Below are 23352 nucleotides of genomic sequence, written 5' to 3'. Positions count from 1 at the left end.
GGACGCAAAACTTCGCCACCGGTTGCGAGGCGAGATCAAGCGGACATTGTCGGAAAGAAACGCGCCGGCGCTCTGGGTTACGCCAGATGGTTTGGAAGCCTTGTCGGTCGGCGACCGCGTCGCCGTCCTGATCGACGGTAGAATTGTGCAGACCGCGACGCCGCAGGAGCTATGGGAAAATCCGGCCCATACCAGCGTGGTGCGTCTGATCGGCGACCCGCCGATGAACCTGGTTGCAACAGAGATGGAAGTAGACGGCGGGAATACCTATGCGAGACTTGGCGATGGAAGCCGGATGGCTTTGACGGATGATTGCGCCAAGAAACTGAATGTCGTCCGCGACCAAACCTCGGATGACGGCCGGTTTGTAACCTTGGGCGTCAAGCCTCGCGACATAGCCATCGCACCGGCAAGCGACAACCGGTCATCGACCTTTGAAATCATTTCCGTCGAACCCTTTGGGAAACACAACCTGGTGTCCCTCTCGGTCGGCGGAGACACCATACGCTTGAAGACAAAAGAGTTGGTCGGCGCCGGTATCGGATCGCACGTCGGAATACGCCCCATTGGGCAAGCGAGTTTCTTCGACACAAAAACCGGAAACCGCATCGATACAGGGTGGGAGAGCAATGGAGTAATGCACCGGCGGGCTGCGCCCGCCTACTGAACTGGGAGACAAAAATGAAACCGCTTTGGAGTAGCAGTACGCGCCACGCCGTTTGCAAAACGGGTCTGGCCGCCGCCCTCGCGCTTGGCTTCAGCACGTCCGTCGCTTCCGCATGGACATATAAGGAGGCCGCCGCGCCCTATAAGGGATCGACAATCCGGGTCCTGGACGAGGTTACGCCGCTGCAGGAAGTCCTGAAGGATATCGTTCCGGAGTTCACGGCCGAGACCGGCATCAATGTCGAATACGAACTGCTGAACCATTTCGACGTGATCAACAAAGGCCAGGCGGACATGCTGTCCGGCCGCGGATACTACGATGCGGTAATGCTTCATGGGTTTCAGATCGGTCCGATGCTTTCCGCCGAGGTTCTGCTTCCGATCGATGAAATGATGGCGAACCCCGCGCTCATGAATCCGGGATTCGATGAAGCCGACCTGATCAATCCCGCCTACCAGACGACGGCCGGTTATGGCGGCAAGCAGTACGGTTTCATCAATTGGAACTACAACCAGATCTACTGGGCGCGTGGCGATTTGTTCAGCCACCCGGATGAGATGGCCGCTTTCAAGGCGAAATACGGCTATGACCTGCAGCCGGCCAAGACGTTCGAGCAATTGCGGGATATCGCCGAATTCTTTACCCGCCCCGCCGGCGCCACCCTGGCGGGCACGACCCTGGAAAGCGATTTCTATGGAATCGTCATGGAAGGGATCAAGGGCGGATCGACCTTCCCATCGCTTTGGGGCAATTTCATCAAGTCTTTTGGCGGCGATATTATCGACGCTTCCGGCAAACCGACTTTCGACAGCCCGGAAAACATCGCGGCGATCACGGCATGGGCGGAACTTTGGAAATTCGCCCCCCCGGGTATGGCGGAATATTCGCTGATCGACGTTCCGACGGTCATGGGCAACGGAATTGCCGCCCAGGCGATTGCGTGGTCCGACTTCGTGCTTGGTATCGATAAGGAAGGCGTATCCCCCTTTGCCGGCAAGTTCATCTACGGACCGATGCCCTACAAGGAAGGACTGGCCGATGCCCGCAGCGTAGAAGCCGAACCGTCGGTAACCGTGATCAGCACGCATAGCGAAAACCCTGAAGCGACCTTCCTGTTCATTCAATGGCTCGCCGAACGCAAGCAGCAGGAAAAACTTCTGGAAACCGGACAAGGGGGCGTTCCCATCCGCGAAACCAGCTGGGCACTTCCGGTCATGCAGCAAGGACACTTCGCAGGACTTTTCGATGCGATGAAAAGCTCGCTGAAAGTGGCTGTCGGCAAACCGAAAATGCCCGAGTTCTATGAACTGTACGATGTCCTGACCGGGATCTCACAGGAGATCGGACTCGGCACCTTGACGCCCGAGGAAGGCGCCAAGAAAGCCCAGGCGGCAATGATTGATATCTGCAATCCCTGCCTGCTCAGCATGTAATCGGCACACCGGGACAGCGCGGCCACGCGCCGGGCTGTCCCACCCTTATTCAACTTGGCGGTACGATCATGAGCGACGCGGTTCTTCCAGCTGTTACCAAGGCCCGGCCTGTGGGCAAGGAACCCACCTGGTATCCCTATGCATTGATGGCGCCGTCTATGATCACGCTGACAGTCGTCGCCTTGTTCCCATTCTTGTTCGCGGTCTTCATCAGTTTTCATGAAATGAAATTCGGGAAACTGGGGGACTTTGCGGGTTTCGAGAACTACATCGCCTTGCTCAGCGACACCCGGTTTTGGGACGTGCTCGGGGTTGCCGTCGTGTTCGTCGGGATCGCCGTTCCGATCGAGTTCATGCTAGGGCTTTCGGGCGCGCTTCTGCTGAACCGCCCGATTTGGGGCAAATCGATCCTGATTCCGCTGCTGCTCATCCCCACCATGATGGCGCCGATCGTGGTCGGATTGTTGTGGAAGATCATGCTCGCCGGATCCTGGGGCCTGTTGTCCTACAACATCATCGAACCGCTGGGGCTTTCCGGCGAAACATCGATCTTCGCATCGCCGGACTATGCCTTGTTCGCACTGATCTTTGTCGACATATGGCAATGGACGCCCTTCATGATGCTGGCCTTCTTCGCCGGCCTGCAGGCCTTGCCGGTGAACCCGTATCGGGCCGCGGCCGTCGACGGCGCCAATCCCGTGCAAATCTTCTTCAAACTGACACTGCCGATGATGGCCCCCTTGCTGGTCGTGATCGGTCTTCTGCGCCTGATCGATGCATTCAAGGTTTTCGACAGCATTTTCATCCTGACGGGCGGGGGGCCTGGCACGGCGACGGAAATGCCCAGCGTGCTTGCCTACAAGATGACGTTCGAGTTCTGGAACATCGGCGAAGCATCCGCATTGGCCGTCATCGTCTGGGTGATTTTCTTCATTTTCTGCAATGTCTTCTACCAAGTCGCGAAGAAGAAACTGAACGCGTTCTAATCGAGGATCGTCATGGCGCAAACGAGTATGAAGGAACGGTCGGAACTGCAGCGCAAAGCGCTATGGACCGCATTGATCGCCGTGTCGGCAATCCTGATACTTTTTCCGGTCTTCTGGATGGTCACCATGATGGTGAAACCGACCGACGTGATGTTTTCCCGGCCGACCGAATGGTTCTTTGTTCCGACCCTGGATCACTTCACCTACGTTATCGAGAAAAACTTCCACCATCATCTGCTCACATCCCTGTTTCTCGGTTCGATTTCGACCCTTCTTGTCGTGATCATCGGCACGCCCGCGGCCTATGCCTTCGCCCGGTTTGATATGCGCGGCCGGGACGACTTGTTCCTTTTCGTTCTTGCATCCCGGATGGCGCCGCCGGTCTGCCTCGTCATTCCCTATTATCTGATCTTCGCAAGGATGGATCTGCTCGATACTTTCGTCGGCCTGACGCTCGCCTACATGACCTTCAACCTTTCCTTCTACATCTGGGTCCTCCGCAGTTTTTGCCGCGACCTTCCCGTCGAGTTGGAGGATGCCGCGCGCTTGGAAGGGTGGTCGCGCCCGCAGGTCTTCCTTCGTGTCATTCTTCCGCTGTTGAGGAACGGCATCGTCGCAACCGCCGTCCTTTGTTTCATCTTCGCGTGGAACGAGTTCCTGTTCGCCTTCATGCTTGGCGGCAAATCAGTAACGACCCTGCCGGTAGCGATCCCCACCTTGATCACCACACAGGGCGTTCGATGGGGCGAAATGGCCGTCGTCGGAATGGTGGCCTTGGCGCCCGTCCTGATCGCCGTGTTCTTTCTTCAACGCCACATCGTCCGCGGCCTGACCATGGGGGCCGTCAAAGGCTGACATGTCCGGGGCCGTCATGCAGGGCGCATCGAACAGCGAGGGGTACTGACTGATGACTGAGCCTGTCCATCTTCCATCGAAACCGGAAACGGTCCATTGGGGTTTCTGGGACGCCGCGCTGCCGCCGGCATTGACCGTCAAATCGGGGCAGCAGGTGCGTGTGGATACGATTTCGGGGGAACCCGAAGATATGCCGGATGGCAGCGCCGAGACCGTCGAAGGACACAAGGAGGTTCACGCCGAGAATGAACGGGGGCCGGGACCGCACTTTCTGACCGGGCCGATCTTCGTCGAAGGCGCCATGCCGGGCGACGTGCTGGAAGTGAAAATCCTGGACATCAGCCTGCGGCAGAACTGGGGCTGGAACCTGCAATTGCCGGATCACGGGACACTGCCGGAGGACTTCCCGCATCAGCGTCGCCTGCATATTCCGCTGGACAAGGAAGCGATGGTTGCCAGGCCTCCCTGGGGCGGCACGATCCCGCTTCGGCCCTTTTTTGGGAATTTCGGAGTCGCACCACCCCCGTCGGTCGGACGATGGACGTCGATCATTCCGCGCGAGTTCGGCGGCAACATGGACAACAAGGAACTGGTTGCCGGCTCCACGGTCTATTTTCCCGTTTTCAACGAGGGTGCCCTCTTCTCGGTCGGCGACGGACATGCCGTGCAAGGCGACGGCGAGGTTTGCCTGACCGCCATAGAAACCTGCCTGAGCGGGACCGTGCAATTGACGGTGCGCAAGGACATGACACTCACCATGCCAAGGGCGGAAACCGACCAGAGCTGGATCACGATGGGGATGAACGAAGACCTGGACGAAGCTGCGCGGCAGGCTTTGCGCGAAATGATCGATCTGATCGTCACGATCTCCGATCTGTCCCCACAGGACGCCTATTCCCTGTGCAGCCTTGCCGCGGATCTGCGGGTCACGCAATTGGTCGATGTCAACAAGGGCATCCATTGCGTCCTGCCGAAATCCGTTCTGCCTTAGATCCGGCGCGCCGAACCGATGACGGAAATCCCCAAACAGGTCGACTATATCGTATGCGGCGGCGGGACCAGCGGCTGCGCACTTGCCGCACGCCTCGCGCAGTGGAGCGATGCCAATGTCTTGCTGTTGGAAGCCGGCGGCGACGAACGTGTTCCCGCGGTCGAGGATTCCCGCATCTGGATGAAGAATATCGGTTCCGAAAGGGACTGGAACTTCGCGGCGGAACCGCATCCTTCTCTGAACGATCGCCGTGCACCGTTGCCCATGGGCAAAGTTCTGGGCGGTGGTTCCAGTATCAATGGTCTGGTTTGGGCGCGCGGCCACCGGAACGATTTCGACGATTGGGCGCGGGAAACAGGAGATGCCGGCTGGTCCTATGACAGTGTCGTAGAGGTGTACAAACGCATAGAGAATTGGCTTGGCCCGCCCAATCCCGCTCTTCGCGGGTCGAACGGCCCCGTTTCCATTACACTTCCCGCCGATCCTGTTCCGGTCGCGTCCGCCCTGGTCGCCGCGGCTCAGGATACGGGGATCCCTGCCGTCGAGGACCTGAACGGCGAAGCCATGGAAGGTCCCGGCGCCTGCGGCATCCCCAACGTCACGGTCCGGGACGGACACAAACGGGTATCCATGGCCAGCGCCTATATACGCCCGACGATGAAGATCAGGCCAAACCTGACCGTCCTATTGAATGCCGAAGTCGACCATATCCACTTCGACGGGACCCGCGCCACCGCCGTCGCATTCCGGTATTCGGGCCAGGACCATGTGGTTCGGGCCGACTGCGAAATAATCCTGTCGATGGGCGCGATTAACACCCCGCGTGTCCTGATGCAATCCGGTATCGGCGACGAAAGACAGCTAAGCCGCCACGGCATCCCGGTCCTTCAGCATTTGCCCGGGGTCGGACAAAACTTTCAGGACCATATTCTGCTGGCAGGATGTGTCTGGGAATATGTCACGCCGGAACCGCCCAGAAACAATTCCGCCGAATTCACCTTTTTCTGGAAAAGCGACAGCGCCCTGCCAACGCCGGATATTCAGCCGGTTCTGGAGGAATGCGCCTTCGGCAGTGAGGTGACCGGCCCGCACTATGGATTGCCGACCGATCCGGAAAAGGCATGGACGTTGGCGCCGGGACTCGTTCGACCGAAAAGCCGCGGGTATCTGGAATTGACAGGCCCGACGCGCAACGATCCTGTTCAGGTGCACGCCAATTTCCTCAGCGACCCGGCGGACATGAAGGCCCTGACCTATTGTGTGGAACTGTGCCGGGAAATCGGCAATTCCAGCGCTCTGAAACCCTTTGCCGCCCGCGAATTGATGCCGGGCGCATTGCACGGGGACGCGCTGGCCCAGTTCGTCCGCAACGCAGCCGGCACCTATTTTCATCAGACCTGCACCGCAAAAATGGGAAATGACGAGATGTCCGTCGTCAATGGCGCGCTGCAGGTCTATGGCATAACGGGGCTTCGCATAGCCGATGGGTCGGTCATGCCGTCGATCACCACCGGGAATACCATGGCCCCCTGCGTGGTCATTGGCGAACGCGCTGCGGACCTGATCCTCGGTCGGGCGTGACCGGATACAAGTACAACATCCCCGTCCAGAAAATCAGCGTCCTGGAGAAAAGACCTCGAGCTTCTGCAGGTCGATCTACGGCAGAAGCAAATCGACCCCTTCCAGTCCGGCCTTGAAATCCGCATAGGGCCGCATCCTGAACGTCTCCTCCACCAGACTGACCGACCGCATCCGGTCGCAACGGAAGGTTCGAATGTCGTTACGTAGGCGGTCCCAGCACAACGCATACCAGATCGGGTAATTGAGCAGCAGGAAATGCGGCTCGATCCGGCGGCGGGTTCGGGTTCCCTTGTCGTCGCGGTAATCAATCTCGGCGACCTTCATCAGCAGGAAGGCTTCGTGAAACCGCTCAACCGGGCCCGCTTGCGGCGGGGTATAGTTTTCCTGCACGTCGACGGAGGCGGTACGCCCGATCAGGATACGGGATTTAAGCTTCTGCACGCGGGAACGATCAGCCGGGGAAAAGGAGGCCATCACTTTCCGGCGTACGGGCGCCAAATTCGCCATCAGGATCGGCGATTTCATTTGCTCCACGATCGCGAGGCTAACCAGCAGATCTACCGCCTCACGGTAGCTCAACGCCATCCGGCCGATGCCCCAGCTCCAATGAAGGCGCACCCCGCCGCCCCTACCGCGGTCCGCTTCGATGGGCAGCCCCCTTTCCCGCAGGATCGCGACATCGCGGCTCAAAGTACGCACGCTCACGCCCAATTCGGCCGCAATATCCTTCAGGATCAACGGTTCGTCCGATTTCAAACGGGTCGCCAAAAGGTCGAGGCGCTCGAGACGGGTTTCGGTGCTGGTTCGGGTCATTCAAGAAATATGACATACAATGGCATATTTAAGAATAGAGATCGAGGCAGGATGATTGCGGATCAAATGGAGGGGCGAAATGAAAAATCAGGTCATCGAAATCGCGAGGATCAAGCTCGCCGTGGATGTAAGCGAGGATGAATTGCTGGCTGCGTCCGACAAGTTTCAGACCGACTTTCTGTCGAAACAGCCGGGCTACCTCGGTCGGGACCTGATCCGGTTGGGTGACGGCGGATATGCCGATATCATCCGGTGGGAACGCGCCGAAGCCGCGGAAGCGATTTTGACGAAACTTTCGGCTTCGCCCGCCTGTCGTGATTACTTCTCGATCATGGATGCGGATGGCGGCATTGCCCTTCATACCGTTCTGTCCAGTTATGGCGCGTGAGGTCGACCCGTGGAACCGTTCAAGAATGCCATTTCCCCTTCCCTGGTAAAACTGCTTGCCGATCACATCGGTCGGATTTGGCCTTCCTTCGACGACGCGACCTTCTTGGCGGAAACCTTGACGGGGTTGGAAGCGCTTGAACTGAAACAGCGGGTCGATCGCGTTTCGGACGGCCTGCTGCTGTATCTTCCGACCGATACGGCCGAACGCTCGGCGATCCTGCGTGCGGTCCTGCATCCGGAGGAAGGCAGCTCCCCGGAACAGAAAAGCGACGAAATGGGCATGCGCGGCTTCGCAATCTGGCCGTTGAGCCTCGTTGCCGGGAAACACGGTCTCGACGATCTCGACGTGACGCTCGATCTGCTCAAGGACATGACCAAACGCTTTTCGTCCGAATTCGGCATACGCTATCCGTTGATCCACGACCAGGATCGCGTCCTTGGACATCTCTCGACCTGGATCGACGACCCGCACCCCGCCGTCCGCCGGTTGGTCTCCGAAGGGACGCGCCCCCGTTTGCCTTGGGCTCAGCAACTGCCGCGCCTGATCGACGATCCCACCCCAATGCTGCCGCTGCTGAAACGTTTGCGCGACGACCCGTCCGACTATGTCAGGCGGTCGGTGGCAAACCATCTGAACGACATCTCCAAGGATCATCCCGACCGGGTGGTGCGCTTGGCCGAACGATGGATGGACAAAGAGGACTCCACCCGTTCGAAATTGCTGCGCCATGCCTGCCGCAGCCTGATAAAGGCCGGCAACCCAGCCGCGCTCGCCGTGTTCGGCCATGCAGAACCCAGGGTCAGGGTCGCGGACATGTCCGTATCCCCCCAATCCATCACGTTGGGCGGCAGCATTGAATTCAACGCCAAGATCCTATCCGAAGCATCTGTGTCACAGTCGCTGGTGATCGACTATGTCGCGGGCTTTCTGCGTGCAAATGGCGACTATTCCCAGAAAGTATTCAAGGGAACGACCGTCGAACTCCCATCGAAGGGCGAGGTCGAGTTCAGAAAAACCATTTCAGTCCGACCAATCACCACGCGCCGTTACTATCCCGGAACGCAGCGCCTCTGCCTGCGGATAAATGGCAAGGATTTCGGAGACCTGACCTTCGACTTAGCGGCACACACTGGCTGTTAGATCGCGTAGGAAAGGCTGGAAGTCCACCGAGCGCTACAGACTCTTTCCATTGGAAACTCAGGGCAAAGTGTCGGCAATCGGCACTGGATCTTGATTTGCGACGGAGGATGAACTTGCCCTGTGCGTCAGCGACGGGGCGCCAAAGTGTGACTGCGCCATTCCAACAAAGAAATCGCGAAGCTCCGCAGATCGTCATCGGTTTTCATCGGGCAGTATCTCCGGATCTGATGATCGTCAAAGGCACTGGCGAGACACCTGTCCGTCGACAATGCAAAGTCAAAATGACGACGGGCAAGCGCTATGGTTGTTTCGCTGATTTGGCCCTGTGGATAGGCAAACGCTGGCATAGGTGCCTCGAGACAGCCGGCCAGCCACTCTTTGCACTCGATCATCTCACGCTCCTGATCGTCTTGAAGCAAACCAGGCAGAACGTTGTGAGTCACACCATGCGCACCAATAGACCACAAGGGATGTCGGCCTAGGCTTCGCAATTCTTCCTCGTTGAGATAAGTCTCACCACCGCGCCGCACGACGTCTTTCAACGCGAATAGCGTAGCGGGACAGTCGTGCTTCTCGAGAACCGGCGTCGCAATGGTGAGATTGTCACGGTATCCATCATCAAAAGTGATGGCGGCAATGGATCTGTTCGTTGCCTCGCCGTCGTTACGTTTCAGTTCCTGCACGACGTCCACGAGAGGAAGCAGCGTATAAATTTCCGAGAGAAAACTCAGATGTGCATCGAATGCATCCGCACGCGTCCTATATGGGTAATCCGAAATCTGCTCCGAGAAGGCGTGATAGCTCAGGATCAGCGCATGTGGCCGCGCCGCCAACCGGTCGCGCAATGCGGCAAGCGGAAGGGTCGAAAGGTATTTTGACCGCGCCCGACGCGCAATCTTGTCAATGAGAGACATCTTCGTCCCAGCCCTTCAGAGGTGATGGATTTCGCCTCGGGTTTTTACCGATGATCTTCCCGGGAACCCCCATGATAACGGAATTTGGCGGCACATTGGTGAACACGACCGTGTTCGCGCCGACGATACTATTCTCCCCGATACGGATATTGCCGACGATGACCGCTCCTGCGCCGATATCGACGCGCGACCCAATTATAGGCTTGGCCCTCAAGTCATGGGTCGACCGAATACCGAGCGTCGTGTTCTGCCGCAGGAAGACGTCGTCGCCGATTTCACGTGCTCCAAGTATCATTCCGCCGAAATGTTCAAGTTTGACCCGCCGGCCAACCTTCACTGTGTAATCGAGTTTCATGCCGAAAAGGATTTGAGTCAGTTTGTTCAACACGCGGTAAATGATTGTCAAAGGCGCCCGCAATAACTTGGGTCTTACGCCCATTCGCCAGTTTCCAAAGCGATGAATAAACAGCATCAGGAAACCCTGGTGAAAAATGCTGCGATCGTTGGTTCTGAAATCCTCTGACACAAGTTCCCAAAAGCCCAAATCGGACGGGTTCATGTTACGATCACCCGACGGAAGAGGGGGTGTTTCGCCAACCACCGCGACATAACCCGACATAGCCACCGCGGCATCGGCTTTCTCCGCAAGCTCCCTGAGGGAAACCGCCTCCCAGGAGTCCGGCAGATCCCCCAGAGCCCTCTCCAGGGCAAGCTGCATTTGCATGTGAGCCAAGGAATCTCCGCCCATATCAAGGAAACTAGATTGATCTGCCGGTTCGGCCCCCATGATCTGCTGCACGGTTGCCAGAAAATTCGATGAACTCTCTTGCTCCTTGAATTCGGTTTGCGGGTCGCCGATTGAACTATTGCGATTTATAGCGAGCCGTTCCTCGAGTTGACGGCGTTGAAGTTTGCCTGTGGCGGTTCTCGGAAAATCAGCAACGTCGATCACCCGCAAAGCACTGCGAATGGCCGCCCCTTGGGATTGGGCGATCTCGACGACCGCTTCTTCTATTGCCTGGCGATGCGACGCGGCATCAATCCCAAGCGCGATCGTCACCCCCTCCCCCCTGAGCGGGTCTGGATGCCGTAGTACCGCGAACTCTGGAGACAGCCCAATCCGGCGCCGCACGTCGGCTTCGACCATTTCGGGTGCGAGTTTGATACCCCCGCAATTGATGACATCGTCGGCACGTCCTTCGAACCACAGCCTGTCGTTCTCAATTCGCCCCCGGTCGCTCGTTTGGAACCAGTCCATTGGTCCGATAGCGTGGTAGCCGTTACCGTCGTCGATGCCGAGCGCGACATGAGGACCCCGTATTTCTATCCTGTCTTCTGCATTGATTCGTATATCGACATTGCCCTGCACGAAGCCGACGCTTCCGAGCAGTTCTTCAGGCTCCTCGTGAATGCGTTGCAACGTGGTTCGCGATGCTTCCGTCAGCCCGTAATGCTGCACGATCTTTGCATTCGGGAGCTTTTCCCTAAGAGCCTTCTTCTCATTGGCCGGCATATACTGGCTGCCGATCTCAACCCAGCGAACTTTTTCAAGTTCGGCTCCGAAAAGGGCGCATTCATTCAGGAAAACGCGCCAGAGACTGGGCACCGCGGAAATCGCGTTGATCTCATCGTCGATCAGCATTCTTCTAATTTCGCGCAGATCGAACCCGGATTGCGGAATATAGGCATTGCCACCCGCATTCAGACAAATACGGGCCCGCCCATATCCAAAAGAGTGATAAACCGGTACGCCGATATACTCCCGAATTTCTGGAGTAATTTCCATCGTGTCGGTAACACGTTCGACCACGTCGTTCAGTGCGTCATAGCTCAACAGAACAGCCTTCGCCGCCCCTTCCGTTCCGGACGTAAAGGAAATCATCGCGGGGCGATCGCCGCCGGTTGACCGAAAGCTGAAGTCAATCCAACCCCAATCGTCATTGGGTACACGGACCTGCTTTGTCGCAGTCCGCTCCAGCCGTTCCGTGTCGTCTTCATGTCGCAACGGGACGCTGACAAATCCCGACGACAACGCACCAAGCATTTCTTCGATGTAGCCGGTGCTGTTCTTCGCCACCACACCAACGGTCGAAAGGCCTTGTAGAACGTTGCCGCTCATTTGGAGTCCTCAATGCGCGCTCTCGCACATGCGTGCTCGACATAGTCTCGCCACAGATATTCCGGATTTATGGCGGGCTTGAATTGCAGGAACCGATAGAGGCGATAGAGGACATCTCCAAGCAGGAACAGTGCAGTTGCCGATTTCGCACCGAGAATCCCAAAATGTTTCCTAAAATAGCGCTCACGGGATTCCAGCCAGTATCGGGACAGGCGCTGCGTTGCGTTGTCGCCCGATCGCACGCCCGTTGACTGTCCGGCGAGGTGAACAACGCGGCTTTCCGCAACATGCCAGACGGAATAACCAACCGCGCGGGTCCGGCGCATGAAATCGGTTTCCTCAAAGTATAGGAAAAACCTGTCATCCATCAGCCCAATCTTCTCCAGAAGTTCCCGGCGGATCATGAAACTTGCACCGGAAACCCAATCCACCGGAGCGGTCTCGTTAAGGTCGTCGATCTTCACGCTGGCTGACGAACAAAGCCGGTTTAGGAGCCCGACGCGAGCACCGCGGAAAAACTCACGCCAAGGCGTCGGATAGCGGAACCCATATGAACGGGGGGACCCGTCAGGATTCTCCAATTTACTGCCGGCCACTCCACAGTCATCGCTCGACTGGAGATGCCGCACCAGCGCCTTGATCGCACCTGGCAACACATAGGTGTCCGGGTTGAGAAAGTAGACGAAGTCATACTCGTCGGTTGGCAGAACACAGCGCTGCACGATGGCATTGTTGCCGTACGCGAACCCCCCATTGACGCCAATAGCGAAACACTCGGCCCAATCGTACCCCATTTCTTCGATGAAGGCGGAAATCCGCTCAACGGACCCGTCGCCAGAATCTGCGTCCCCGACAAAGGCACAGAACGGCATGGTCTCGTCGCGCTCTTGAGCCAGGGAAGCTAGACAGTCATTGACGAGTTCCGGTGTGCGAAAGTTCACAATGACCACAGCAATTGCCATATTCGATCCACCTAAGTCGCTACAACGTTCCGTTCCAACGCGATTGAACTATTGCCGCGCAAACACCGTTCGACCAACGGTTCATTCGCTGCTCTCCCAGACTTTAGGCCCGCTGAATGACCGCGCTTCCACTATTCGGTCGTTTTGAGAGCAACCGCGCTATTGCCCGACCCAATAAACACCGCAATCGATTAACGATTTTAGTTTAAGCAGCATGGTCCTGAAGGTTCAATCGCCGGTTTCCAGACCCGAGGCCTCCAAGTGATAGCCGTTCCAGTTTCCTTCAGGGCGATCAATCGGCTTTGATATGCCCCAACGTACATCTGTATCGAATGCTTTGGCCAAGACACCGTTCCCGCAAACGTCGGTGATTGTCCATGTTGCGTGATTTCTAAGTGCGAATTTCGATTGTTTCCGGAAGGTGTCCATAGGTGCCCGCGTGGAACAACAGCCAAAGGGAACGACAGTGTTTAAGAAATCCATGCCCGTTCGCTCCATCACTACGCGGAGGTATTACTCAGGAAGACAGCGCCTGAATCTTCGTATCAATGGCGTTGATTTTTCCCAGGCAACCTATGACCTGATCCTGCCCGTGTGAGATAGGGTTCTCGGTGTATCGTGCTGTCCCACATCCGCTTTGGCCCCAGTTCACGCCCACGCGGAAGCAATAATCCGTCCCGTATCTTCTTTCCGAGGCGGACAAAATTCATCGCACTGATCAGCTGCTCCAGAAGTTGAGCGGCATAGAACCAGCCGCCGAACTAACCGAACTCAACGGGGCTGATCGACGGAACAAGCGCCCCTCCCGGAAGCAGATTGGACAGGCGACGGTGAGCGCCACTTTGGAGCCTCTTTGATACAAAGGCGCTGGTCCGGATCCAATTCTTGGTCTGGCTAACCTTTGAAACAATGCTCACGATGCCATTCAAGAAAGTTAGGATGCGGCCAGTCTTTCTCTCGTTTTGGCATGATCGCCCGACCATCTCTATTGAGGAATGAAGTAACGCTGTCCACGTCGTTTACTTGGCGCGAGATCAATATTTCATGGTCGTTCGATAGGCTAATTAGCCCACGATCGAACATCCAATGCGCTGTCCCAGAGAGGGCCAAACCGTTTTGTACCGTGTCCGGTCCGTTGTGTTCTACCGGTCTGATATGCGCGGCATCAACTTCGGCTCTTCCCCCTCCGTTTATGAACCTCAAACCAGTGAAAGCGCATCTTTCATCATACGCACGAAGAACAACCTGGCGAAAAGCTCGGTCACGGACCGGCCTGCTGACGAAATGGCTTATTCGCTGCCTGTCGGACTCGATCACGAACGGCTCTAAAGGATCCGACAAACCATTTGGCACCGGATCGGCATCTGAACGTGGAAGAATAGGATCAAACTGTCCCAAGCCTTTATCGATGATGCTCAGAAAGTCAGCGGACGAGATTGGGCGGACTGCAGCTTGGGCACGTCCTGAAAGTTTGCCATTCTCATTGAGAAGGCCGCGCTCGATTGGACCGCCACCGTCGTTGAAAGGGACCAAATTCGCGAATTCCAGATAACTACCGGCTTCAATGTGAGCCAAGTACAACCCTTCCGCTGATCGGTCCGGCACAATGTCATCAACACGGGCAATAGCGTAGTAACCACGGGAGTTTGGAACTCTTCGAGGCTCCAAATAGACGATCCAGTCACCCACCGACTCTTGAGCTCGCCCTAAATATTGCTTTGGAAATTGATACCGCTCCGCAGGACTGTCGTCGTAAACAGAGTCAGGACGCAGCATAAAAACACAATGACCCATCCTCTAACCCACTCTCCCCCATCCGGCGTAAACGCTGCATCTCCAGGGAACGAGGAAACCGCGCCACCTTCGTATCTAGATACCACTTTACCGCTATACATGATCGAAATACCGACGGGCAATCGCATGAAACCGCACCACACTGTTGCTTCAGACACCTGCCCTGGAAACGAGAAAGCCTGACAAATTCCGTCCAAGAACACCTACCGCGATCGCAGCTGTGCCGAAACGGACCCTTGAGTACCAGCCGGGCGGACGGTATCTCAGATACCAAATGGGGTAGCCGATCAGTCCTGGGCTTCCCGACGCAATAAACGAGGAAGAGATGGACAAAACGATCGCCAATCTTTCCGACGCCGTGGCGGACATCGACGACGGTTCTGTTCTCATGATCGGCGGCTTCGGTGGCTCCGGTGCGCCGATCGAGCTGATCCACGCATTGATCGACCGCTTCAAGGCGACGGGGCATCCCAAGAACCTGACCGTCGTCAACAACAATGCGGGCAACGGCAGGATCGGCATAGCGGCGATGATCGACGCCGGCATGGTCTCGAAGATGGTCTGCTCCTTCCCACGGTCCTCCGACCCGCGCGCCTTCACCGATAGATACATGGCCGGTGAGATTGAATTGGAACTGGTGCCGCAGGGAACGCTTGCCGAACGCATCCGGGCAGCCGGTGCGGGCATCCCGGCCTTTTACACACCGACCAGCGTCGGAACAGAGCTCGCCGAAGGCAAGCCGGTTGCCGAGTTCGACGGTCGCCAATATGTCCAGGAACGCTGGCTGAAGGCGGATGTAGCACTCGTCAAAGCCGAGCTTGGCGATCCCTACGGCAACCTGACCTATCGGCTTGCCGCGCGGAACTTCAATCCGCTGATGTGTATGGCCGCCGAAACGACCATCGCGCAGGTGTCTCGCCTCGTCCAGCCGGGGGCGATCGACCCGGAGAACGTGGTGACGCCGGGCATCTTCGTAGACGGTCTGGTGGAGGTTGCGAACCCGCAGCAGGAGGAAGTCCTGGTCCGCGAAGGAGCGGTATACGAATGACACAGATTGGCGACAAAATGCCCAAACTAAACAAGGCGCAGATCGCCTGGCGCGCAGCCCAGGACATTGAGGACGGCGCCTATGTGAATCTCGGGATCGGATTTCCCGAGTTGGTTGCCCAGTACCAAGTCGAAGGGCGTGAAGCGATCTACCACACTGAAAACGGCGTGCTGGGTTTCGGTCAGGCGCCCAAGCAGGGTGAGGAAGACTGGGATCTGATCAATGCGGGCAAGAAGGCGATCACGCTTAAGCCGGGCGCCAGCTTCTTCCATCATGCGGACAGTTTCGCCATGGTGCGCGGCGGCCATTTGGACGTCGCCATCCTGGGGGCGTTTCAGGTCTCCCAGAAGGGCGATCTCGCCAATTGGCGCGTCGGGTCCAAAGGTGTGCCCGCCGTCGGCGGCGCGATGGATCTGGTGCATGGCGCCAAGCGCGTCGCGGTCCTGACCGAGCATGTCACCAAGGACGGCAGGCCGAAACTTGTAGAAGAATGCATCTTCCCGCTGACCGGGGTCGGTTGCGTCACTCGGGTCTACACGTCACTCGCGGTGGTCGACATCAAGGACGGTCATTTCGTCCTGCTCGAAAAACTGCCCAATATTAGTTTCGACGATCTGCAAGCCGTGACAGGCGCGGAATTGCACGGAAAGGATACAGCCGGCGACCTCATCACCCCTGACCTCGCCGATTAGTCACCCAAAGGGCACTTCTCAGGGGCTGACGTTCGCCCGGTTACTCGTTGGGAAAATGGCGGAGAGACAGTCCGCCCTATGATGAGGAAAACAGCGCCGGTGTTGACGTAATGTGTGATTTACCCACAAACTCACCCACAACATGAACGGTGCTTGGCGCCATTCTCCTTCCGCAGTAACCAGGACCGGAACATGGCACGCCCGGCCCCAGAGAACCAGAACGAGATCATCGCCTTCATCCAGGCCGAGCGGCGAAAGAAGACCCCTTGGAAAGTCGTTGCTGACATCGTCGAAGAGACGTTTGGCGAGCGCTACGGGCGCACAAGGTTGAGTCAGCTCGCAAAGGCCGAAGCCTCGTAGGGGGCGCCGCGCCACCCTCCAACTTGATTGATAAACCGTCTTCGGATTGGCGCCTGATCTGTTTTGGCAGATTGGGGCTGTCACCCTCGTTTTGGCCTCATGCAGCTTGCGGTAGCCGATGCGAAAGATGCTCGAACCTTAACAAACCATAACATCTCATTTCGAGCCGACGTTGATTCGAATCTCAGGTTTTATCAGGTTTTGACACATCTGGAATGTCGGTTTTCTGCGATTTTTACCATCTGCCGATTAACAGACAATCGGGAATCCAATCTGAAGTTTTCTGAATTTCCTCTTACTCAAGATTTGACCGAACGGCGTAAGGTCGAAATCAATTTGAGCGTGTATGTTACGCCGCTGTGGTGACTAGAGGGAAGCAATGGCAACCGTCATTCTGCTTTGTCTGATATCCGGCACCGTGCCGTTCTTCCTGGCGAAGCGTTGGCCGAACGGTTGGCTGGTTCTGCCGTTCGGGATCGCAGGTGTGGTAGCTTCGGCCGCCGCCATGCTCGGATGGGCAGCCGTACTTAGCGCGGGACCGGCACCGCAACTCCGCCCAACGGAAGCTATTCTTTCCAGTTTGGCAGTCTGGAGCTGGTCCTGGGTGATTTCCCCGATCTCAGCCGTTATCGGTTGGAGGAAGGGCCGGAAACCGTCGGACGCCAAAGTGCCAGAAACGAAACGGGGCGCCTTCGACAATCTCAAGAGATAAGCGCCGACATTGCGCCAAGCCTTCGCGCGTGCGCGTGCGCGCGCGGGAATTCTACGGTCTCTCGCTCGCCTTCTCGACCATTCGCTTCTGATGCCTGTAGAAGGTGGAGGGCGACACCCCAAGGCGTCGAGCGATCTCTTCGTTGGTGTATTTGCCATCCCTCTTCAATGATCGCATTTTCCTCAATTCGGGTTCTCGGATCTTGGGCTCTCGCCCGCCGCCGCGCATCCGGGACTGCGCCTTTCGGAAGCGAGCCACTCTCTCTACGTCCCAGACCAGGAAACGTGCGATTTCCTCGTCCGTGTCGTCTCGTTTGAAGGCCGCGTTCAGTATCCGAATCTCGGTGACTGTCGCAGGGGCATCCTTGTCGTGTTCGAACTTGTATTTGTGGAGCTGGCGGCGAGCAGCCTGCCACGTTCGTCCTGGGAACAGAGTGTAGAGAGCTAGGCCACGGAGGCCGTTTTCGTAACCGTCGATCAGCTTTCGCGTCTCAAGTTCGGTCCATTCCGCTGGCCTCTTGTAGGGGTAGAGATCAGGAAGCAACTGTCGGGCCCGACCGTTGACAGCGATGATCGTCCTGTTAGGAAGCAGGCGGGCTGCTCCCTCCTCGCTCATACCCGACCTCAGCGCATTGATGAGGGTTCTATCTTCGTCCTCGGTCCAACGAACGGGGATGTGCCGGCCCTCGATTGCTACTTGGTGCGCGATGTCCTCGACCCGGCGCTCGAACACTTTCGCCATCATCCAGATTGTGTGGCCGCTCCTGATCATGCTTCGGAGCATCAGCTTGTCTGGGGTTCGCCACGGGCGTTGGGTCCGACGCTTAAGGGCAAGCACCGCCTTCCGAGCTCCCTCGAAGCGCAGGCGCAGCGCTCGATGCTTCAGATCTTCACCCCTATCATCTGGATCAATACCCCGGCGCTCGGCTTCCAGCAGCATCCAGCGGAGCCGACGCACGCGCCAAGCCGGCACGTTTAGGCCCAATTCCTTTCGACCCTTTGGGCGTTGCGCCAGATCAAGTTCCCATGCTCTGGAAAGGACTTCGCCGCCGGTACGGTCGATCCGGCCGGCGATGGACAGGACAGGCTCGCCAGAGCGCCAGGCGTGCTTCAGCAGGGTGTCGTGGTAGGGAAGCCATGGAGGGAGGCTGCCAAGCTCTTGGATCGTCAGCGGTGCCACCACGGCACAAGAGCGGCAGTCCGCGGTGATGGCCTCGTGCAGGTGCCCGCCCTCAAAAAGTCGATCCACGACGGCTGGCGGAAACCGCCGGCACAGATCAGGACGAGAGAAGGTCGCGGTCTCGGATATCAAGAAGTCGATCACCTCCCGATCGGCACTCGGAAGGTGATGGACATTGGTGCGTTCGGCCATGGAGTCCCCCGGCAATTAATGGCGCCAGAGATGAGAAGCATTCTGCCGAGCAATTCAGTGTTGGGGAAGTCGTGGCGAGGAGAATTCGAAAACTCTATCAGATACCTCGGAGTTCATGTTGTCCCAGGACGCCTGAATACGGCTCTTTGCAGCGTTTCCTGCCAGTTGTTCAGCAACCGGCTAGGGCCTTACGTTCGTGTCCCGTGAAACGATCCAGTGGGCGTAGGTGTGCTTTTGTCGGGCCGGCAGCAGCGCCACCGGCCCGACCAACAGTCTATTCGACTTTGCGACGATCAGAGCTTTTGCAGAACTTCGCGACCGTCCCATGTAATTCGATAGCTGCTGTCCAGTGCGGGTTCGATCAGGCCGATGTTTTCAAGCTTTGGAAGCGCCCCCCAGAGTTCGCTGATGGCCGCACAGACCGCCGCTCGCCTCGAAGCCTCTCCCGTGACGTCATTGATCTCGGAGACGACTGCTGTGGCGGCCCGAAGCTCGAAGTCCCGCTCGAATTCACGATCCGATCCAACTCCCTCAGTTTTCGATACCAGATCCAACGCACGCTTCATGACTGGGTCAAGCGTATCCGCAAGGCGTTGCAGCCTAGCGGACCGCTCGTTCGTTGCCTCAACATTTGCTTTCCGGTACATCTCGTCTTTTTTCAGGAGCCCTAGGCGCAATCCGCCGGAGGCGACGCCGAAAACGTCTTCGATTGACCGAATGATCTTTACCAAGCACCTCTCCGACATGTCGCATTTGTCAATTTCGATATCCGAGAAACGCGCGACGCCCGTGTCATAGGTGAAATCGCTCATCGCTTCGACCTTCGCGATTTCCAAGAACGCCGCGAGTTCATCGACGGTTCGGATTGGCATTGCGTGGATTTCACTCGCTTGTTGAACGACGTCGTTCCAAGGGCTCGTTTCATCGTCATATACGGGTGGCGCGTCCAACGCCGCACAATAGGCCTCTGAGTATCGCCGGACAGCCTTAATGAAAGGCGTTTCGACGTCCAGATCGGAGTGCTTGCGAATTGCATTCATAGTCTTGTCCTCATTCTCTTCTTTGGTGCTCGAGGCATGAGACGAGGGCAAAGCCGCTGGGCCCATGCCTTGATAGAGAGTACGGCTTACGGGCTTCTTGGACATTGTTGCGTTCTCCTATTCGGCGGCTTGAAGGTGGGGCCTTCTGGTGTTCGTTTGCACGATGTCATGGCCGGCCACGTTGATCTTTTCGACCATTTCCGCTGCTTCCTTGATTAGGTCGATGGAGAGGTAAAGGCAGTCCTGCATTGACGCCGCGCTGCATGTGGCGGAATGCGCGCCACTGTCGCCTGATAGGAACAAGAGGTCCTGTGCGATACGAAGGCGCCGGCCGGCTTCGGTTGTTAGGGTCTCTACGTCGAAGGAAGTGGTATCAGTCATTTCCCTATGGCTCTTTCGGTTTTGAGTTGGTTGTAGACAAAGTGATAGGATGGCCGCTCACCAAGCCGTCGCGGCCGCGTACCAGGACTTACCGCGGTGACCGACACGTCGTTGGGTGACCGCTTCTCCGCCTGCGGCTTTGCGCTGGCGGATATCGTTCAGAACGGATGACGTCGGATCCTTCTCTTCGGCCCAGGCCTGCCGTAGCGCCTCGCGGAAATACTCCACCTTGCGGCCGCCGAAGAGTTCGGCCGCGCGAGCGGCAATTAGCCAGGCGCGGCGCATGACCCGTTTCGAGCGGCTCGGTTTGGGCGGGATTAAGTTCGCCGTGTTGATCCGGGATGTGTTGAGATAGTGCTTCATGAACTTGTCGTCCCTGTTCTGATACCCTAAGTATAAGAATGAAGACGCAAGGGTTCAATACCTTGGGTGTATAAAATTATCTCTGAGGTATCAAATGCTCACAGCCGAACAGTTGCGAGGCGCAAGGGCGATCCTGCGAATGGATCAGAAACAGGTCGCGGAGGCAGCAAATGTCTCGCTGCCGACCATCAAGCGATTGGAGAAGATGGACGGACCCTTATCCGGTCACGTCGGAACCATCACGGCTATTCAGAAAGCGCTAGAGGCCGCCGGCGTCGAGTTCATTCCCGAGAACGGGGGCGGGGCTGGCGTGCGACTGAGGAAGACGTGAAGAAGCACCCCAACAAGACCATCGCAGCGGCCATCCGGTATGCCGAGAAGCACGGCTGGCAGGTCCAGGAGCCCGGCAGATCGGCGCATGCCTGGGGGCATCTGCTGTGCCCGGCCAACATGCGCGGCGGGTGCCGGATGAGCGTATGGAGCACGCCGCGGAACCCCGAGAACCACGCGCGCCAGATCCGCGCGACCGTTGACAAGTGTAAACACTGAGCCTATCTAACTTACCCGGGTCGGGGCAGTTGAACGGCTCTCGATCCACAGGAACGCATTCCGGCAAGAGGAACTCCCCATGCGGACCTACAGCTTCACCATCACCGCCGCGCCCGTGACCAGTGACCGGGACAGCGACGCCATTGTCGATGCGCTTTTCGAGGCCGGTTGCGACGACGCGACCGTTGTCGAGCGCGCCGGCGTGTTCGTCATCGCCTTCGACCGGGAGGCCGGCTCCCTGCCTGCCGCTCTCCGCTCTGCGCAGAGGGACGTTGCGCGCGCCGGTCTGAAGCCCTGCCGCTTCGGTCCCGATCCGCTGGTGAGCGCGGCCGACATCGCCGAGCGCGGCAAGCTCTCGCGCCAGCGGGTTTCGAACTATGTGATGGGCAAGCGCGGGAAGGACTTTCCACTGCCCGTCGCCCGCCAGGAGACCGATTCCCCGCTCTGGGCCTGGCCCGAGGTGAGCGCCTGGCTGGTCGAGACCGGCGCCGGGTCCATCACCGAGGCGGACGTGAAAGAGGCGCGCACCATCGAGAAGGAAAACCTCGCCCTGGCGGGGTAGTGTCACGTGACACTAGTCCGGACTTGCTGAGGCGTGCGCTGGAAAAGTGATCTCGACCTCGAATAGCGTTTGAAATCTCCACTACTGTTCGTGAGTATCGTTTCGGGCAATCGAGTGGGAAAGAAATGCTTAGGGTTGTGATTTTGTTGTCGATGTCCTTGCTGCTCGCAGGCTGTCCGAGCGCACATCGCGAACCGTGGCCTCGCCAGTCATGGCCGGATCCATGCCAGTACTCATCCATTCCGTTTGCGCCTATTTGCATATCGGGAACCGTCGAAGACGAAGGGTTCCGGTGGTCAGATGAATTCGCTGCGTGCCGGGATGACGTTAGCGAGTACGGGAGAATCCTGGACAGGTTCTACCAATGCAAAACACACGACGTTGCCGTTGCCTTTGACAAGTTGGTGTCGGCAAGTCTCGCGACTGCGAAATGCTACGCGGACTTTTTTGCGGAAGACATCGATCGATCTGCGGAGGAAAAGCCGTTGCACTGCTCAAGGGTAGATGTTCCCAGAACCTTCCTTCTCACAGTCACTGGTATCGACGGCGTGGAATACGGCATGGGGGTGCCGGATTGCGTAACAGCGTCGGAGTACGACGTACACGTCCCATCCAAGTATTGGTTGGAAGGTTGCGTGGATGATGTTCTGGAATTTGCAGACAAGACACCGTCGTACTCGTACTCGTACGGAAGAGATAAATCGGCAAGGCAGCAGTTCGAAGAATACTCGAACAATCTTCGGGAAGACCTGGAGGAGCGAAGCCGGGCCGTGGTTGAGCAATTCAACTGCTTGGCTGATCGACGGTTGCCTTGTTATTGGTCCGGAATGTTTTTCTAGCCTTCCAGACCTACCCGGTGGGGCTGCGCATCCGCCAGGAAGCCCGAGGGGCGCGTCTGGCCATTTCCGGCCCTTCCGGCACCCTGAAGCCGCCAACGCGAATCCAGCCCCCCTAATTCCGGCCCGTGGACACTTTCTCGCGCCATGTGTTCCGGTTAGGATGCGCGGCCATCGGCAATCCCGCCCCTCCGTCTGCTGAGCGCGAAGGCGACGGAGCGGAATCTTTGAGAGGGGACACAATTCGCCCGGAGGACGCGGGACGGCCGGTGGCATGCCTGTCTCTGGGAACAGCGAATGAAGCGTGACCTTGATCTGATCCGAAAACTGCTCCTGGAGGTTGAGGCCTCGGACGGCGACTTGGCGACCAGTGATATCGAAATGGACCCATGGTCACCGGAGGAAATCTCGTACAACACGAGGCTGTTGATCGAGAATGAGTTCTTAACGGGACTCGACGATACCGACATGGGGATGGGCCAACTTCGGAACTTTATCAACTTGCGGCTCACCTGGGCCGGCCACGACTATCTCGACGCCGTTCGATCAGACGCAACTTGGAAGAAGGTGACAGAGAAGTTGCAATCAGTGGGTGGGAGTGTTGCGCTCGACATCGTGAAGGATCTTGGGACTGCGTTCATTCGGCAGCAACTAGACCTTTAGCTGATTTGCGTTTCCCTGAGCACTTGATTTCTTGCGTCGCATTCGCCACACACCCAATGCGCGCGCCCAGAGCCTTCGGCCCCTGTCGTCGAAATCGTCAGCGCTTCAGGCGGTATCCCGGAACTTGGC

The 23352-nt window shown here is 57.7% G+C and carries 23 protein-coding genes and 1 pseudogene; 15 read left to right on the top strand and 9 right to left on the bottom strand.

The features are described from left to right. The 6 genes and pseudogenes from ACQK2G_RS24185 to ACQK2G_RS24160 all read left to right on the top strand — a co-directional run. A pseudogene (locus tag ACQK2G_RS24185) lies at window positions 1–667 on the top strand (hypothetical protein); the annotation flags it as partial. A 14-nt stretch (window positions 668–681) separates the two neighbouring features. After that, window positions 682–2100, top strand: a complete 1419-nt coding sequence (locus ACQK2G_RS24180; protein WP_425407599.1) for an ABC transporter substrate-binding protein — start codon at window positions 682–684, stop codon at window positions 2098–2100. Between the two features lie 68 nt (window positions 2101–2168). Beyond that, the gene (locus ACQK2G_RS24175; protein WP_425407598.1) at window positions 2169–3086 is read left to right on the top strand and encodes a carbohydrate ABC transporter permease; all 918 of its coding nucleotides are present in this window, start codon (window positions 2169–2171) and stop codon (window positions 3084–3086) included. 12 nt (window positions 3087–3098) lie between these two features. Further along, a complete protein-coding gene (locus tag ACQK2G_RS24170) occupies window positions 3099–3941 on the top strand; it encodes a carbohydrate ABC transporter permease (RefSeq protein WP_425407597.1) in 843 nt (280 codons plus the stop codon). 52 nt (window positions 3942–3993) lie between these two features. Continuing rightward, window positions 3994–4932 carry an acetamidase/formamidase family protein gene (locus tag ACQK2G_RS24165; protein WP_425407596.1) on the top strand — a complete coding sequence of 313 codons (939 nt, stop codon included), beginning with the start codon at window positions 3994–3996 and terminating at the stop codon, window positions 4930–4932. An 18-nt stretch (window positions 4933–4950) separates the two neighbouring features. After that, entirely contained in the window at window positions 4951–6513 is a 1563-nt protein-coding gene (locus ACQK2G_RS24160) for a GMC family oxidoreductase (RefSeq protein ID WP_425407595.1), read from the top strand. A gap of 75 nt (window positions 6514–6588) precedes the next feature. Here ACQK2G_RS24160 and ACQK2G_RS24155 read toward each other — a convergent pair whose 3' ends face one another. Further along, entirely contained in the window at window positions 6589–7326 is a 738-nt protein-coding gene (locus ACQK2G_RS24155; RefSeq protein WP_425407594.1) for a helix-turn-helix transcriptional regulator, read from the bottom strand. 79 nt (window positions 7327–7405) lie between these two features. On the opposite strand from ACQK2G_RS24155, the gene ACQK2G_RS24150 reads away from it, so the two are divergent. Then, complete coding sequence (locus ACQK2G_RS24150) at window positions 7406–7714, top strand: hypothetical protein (RefSeq protein ID WP_425407593.1); 309 nt, start codon at window positions 7406–7408, stop codon at window positions 7712–7714. 9 nt (window positions 7715–7723) lie between these two features. Beyond that, on the top strand, window positions 7724–8857 hold the full coding sequence (locus ACQK2G_RS24145) for a DNA alkylation repair protein (RefSeq protein ID WP_425407592.1): 1134 nt from the start codon (window positions 7724–7726) through the stop codon (window positions 8855–8857). Between the two features lie 125 nt (window positions 8858–8982). Here the strand turns inward: ACQK2G_RS24145 and ACQK2G_RS24140 are convergent, their stop codons facing one another. From ACQK2G_RS24140 to ACQK2G_RS24125, 4 genes are all read right to left on the bottom strand, one after another. Further along, window positions 8983–9771 carry a polysaccharide deacetylase family protein gene (locus ACQK2G_RS24140; RefSeq protein WP_425407591.1) on the bottom strand — a complete coding sequence of 263 codons (789 nt, stop codon included), beginning with the start codon at window positions 9769–9771 and terminating at the stop codon, window positions 8983–8985. Then, entirely contained in the window at window positions 9758–11890 is a 2133-nt protein-coding gene (locus ACQK2G_RS24135) for an AMP-binding protein (protein WP_425407590.1), read from the bottom strand. The genes ACQK2G_RS24140 and ACQK2G_RS24135 overlap by 14 nt, the downstream gene beginning before the upstream one ends. Then, on the bottom strand, window positions 11887–12852 hold the full coding sequence (locus ACQK2G_RS24130) for a glycosyltransferase family 2 protein (protein ID WP_425407589.1): 966 nt from the start codon (window positions 12850–12852) through the stop codon (window positions 11887–11889). The genes ACQK2G_RS24135 and ACQK2G_RS24130 overlap by 4 nt, the downstream gene beginning before the upstream one ends. Window positions 12853–13746: 894 nt before the next feature. Further along, window positions 13747–14628 carry an HNH endonuclease gene (locus ACQK2G_RS24125; protein ID WP_425407588.1) on the bottom strand — a complete coding sequence of 294 codons (882 nt, stop codon included), beginning with the start codon at window positions 14626–14628 and terminating at the stop codon, window positions 13747–13749. Between the two features lie 343 nt (window positions 14629–14971). On the opposite strand from ACQK2G_RS24125, the gene ACQK2G_RS24120 reads away from it, so the two are divergent. From ACQK2G_RS24120 to ACQK2G_RS24105, 4 genes are all read left to right on the top strand, one after another. After that, a complete protein-coding gene (locus ACQK2G_RS24120) occupies window positions 14972–15694 on the top strand; it encodes a 3-oxoacid CoA-transferase subunit A (RefSeq protein WP_425407587.1) in 723 nt (240 codons plus the stop codon). Next, window positions 15691–16386, top strand: a complete 696-nt coding sequence (locus ACQK2G_RS24115; RefSeq protein WP_425407586.1) for a 3-oxoacid CoA-transferase subunit B — start codon at window positions 15691–15693, stop codon at window positions 16384–16386. Before ACQK2G_RS24120 ends, ACQK2G_RS24115 begins: the two co-directional genes overlap by 4 nt. Window positions 16387–16578: 192 nt before the next feature. Then, window positions 16579–16746, top strand: coding sequence for a hypothetical protein (locus ACQK2G_RS24110; RefSeq protein ID WP_425407585.1), 168 nt, complete (start codon window positions 16579–16581; stop codon window positions 16744–16746). Window positions 16747–17125: 379 nt separating this feature from the next. Further along, entirely contained in the window at window positions 17126–17458 is a 333-nt protein-coding gene (locus ACQK2G_RS24105) for a hypothetical protein (RefSeq protein WP_425407584.1), read from the top strand. A 51-nt stretch (window positions 17459–17509) separates the two neighbouring features. On the opposite strand, the gene ACQK2G_RS24100 is transcribed toward ACQK2G_RS24105, so the two are convergent. The 4 genes from ACQK2G_RS24100 to ACQK2G_RS24085 all read right to left on the bottom strand — a co-directional run bounded on the left by ACQK2G_RS24100 (window position 17510) and on the right by ACQK2G_RS24085 (window position 20613). Beyond that, window positions 17510–18829 (bottom strand): winged helix-turn-helix domain-containing protein, encoded by a 1320-nt coding sequence (locus ACQK2G_RS24100; RefSeq protein WP_425407583.1) that lies wholly within the window; start codon window positions 18827–18829, stop codon window positions 17510–17512. A 293-nt stretch (window positions 18830–19122) separates the two neighbouring features. After that, entirely contained in the window at window positions 19123–19974 is an 852-nt protein-coding gene (locus tag ACQK2G_RS24095) for a hypothetical protein (protein ID WP_425407582.1), read from the bottom strand. Window positions 19975–19986: 12 nt separating this feature from the next. After that, on the bottom strand, window positions 19987–20250 hold the full coding sequence (locus ACQK2G_RS24090) for a hypothetical protein (protein WP_425407581.1): 264 nt from the start codon (window positions 20248–20250) through the stop codon (window positions 19987–19989). A 57-nt stretch (window positions 20251–20307) separates the two neighbouring features. Further along, window positions 20308–20613 (bottom strand): hypothetical protein, encoded by a 306-nt coding sequence (locus tag ACQK2G_RS24085; protein ID WP_425407580.1) that lies wholly within the window; start codon window positions 20611–20613, stop codon window positions 20308–20310. Between the two features lie 94 nt (window positions 20614–20707). Here ACQK2G_RS24085 and ACQK2G_RS24080 point away from each other — a divergent pair, with 94 nt between their 5' ends. From ACQK2G_RS24080 to ACQK2G_RS24070, 3 genes are all read left to right on the top strand, one after another. Continuing rightward, the gene (locus tag ACQK2G_RS24080) at window positions 20708–20944 is read left to right on the top strand and encodes a helix-turn-helix domain-containing protein (RefSeq protein ID WP_425407579.1); all 237 of its coding nucleotides are present in this window, start codon (window positions 20708–20710) and stop codon (window positions 20942–20944) included. A 297-nt stretch (window positions 20945–21241) separates the two neighbouring features. Beyond that, window positions 21242–21724, top strand: coding sequence for a hypothetical protein (locus tag ACQK2G_RS24075; protein WP_425407578.1), 483 nt, complete (start codon window positions 21242–21244; stop codon window positions 21722–21724). 1133 nt (window positions 21725–22857) lie between these two features. Next, window positions 22858–23223 carry a DUF2513 domain-containing protein gene (locus tag ACQK2G_RS24070; RefSeq protein WP_425407577.1) on the top strand — a complete coding sequence of 122 codons (366 nt, stop codon included), beginning with the start codon at window positions 22858–22860 and terminating at the stop codon, window positions 23221–23223. The last annotated feature ends 129 nt before the right edge of the window (window positions 23224–23352 follow it).

It is taken from the genome of Hwanghaeella sp. (assembly GCF_965227365.1).
Taxonomy (GTDB): domain Bacteria; phylum Pseudomonadota; class Alphaproteobacteria; order UBA8366; family Aestuariispiraceae; genus Hwanghaeella.
This window is presented reverse-complemented; position numbering and strand designations above follow the sequence as displayed.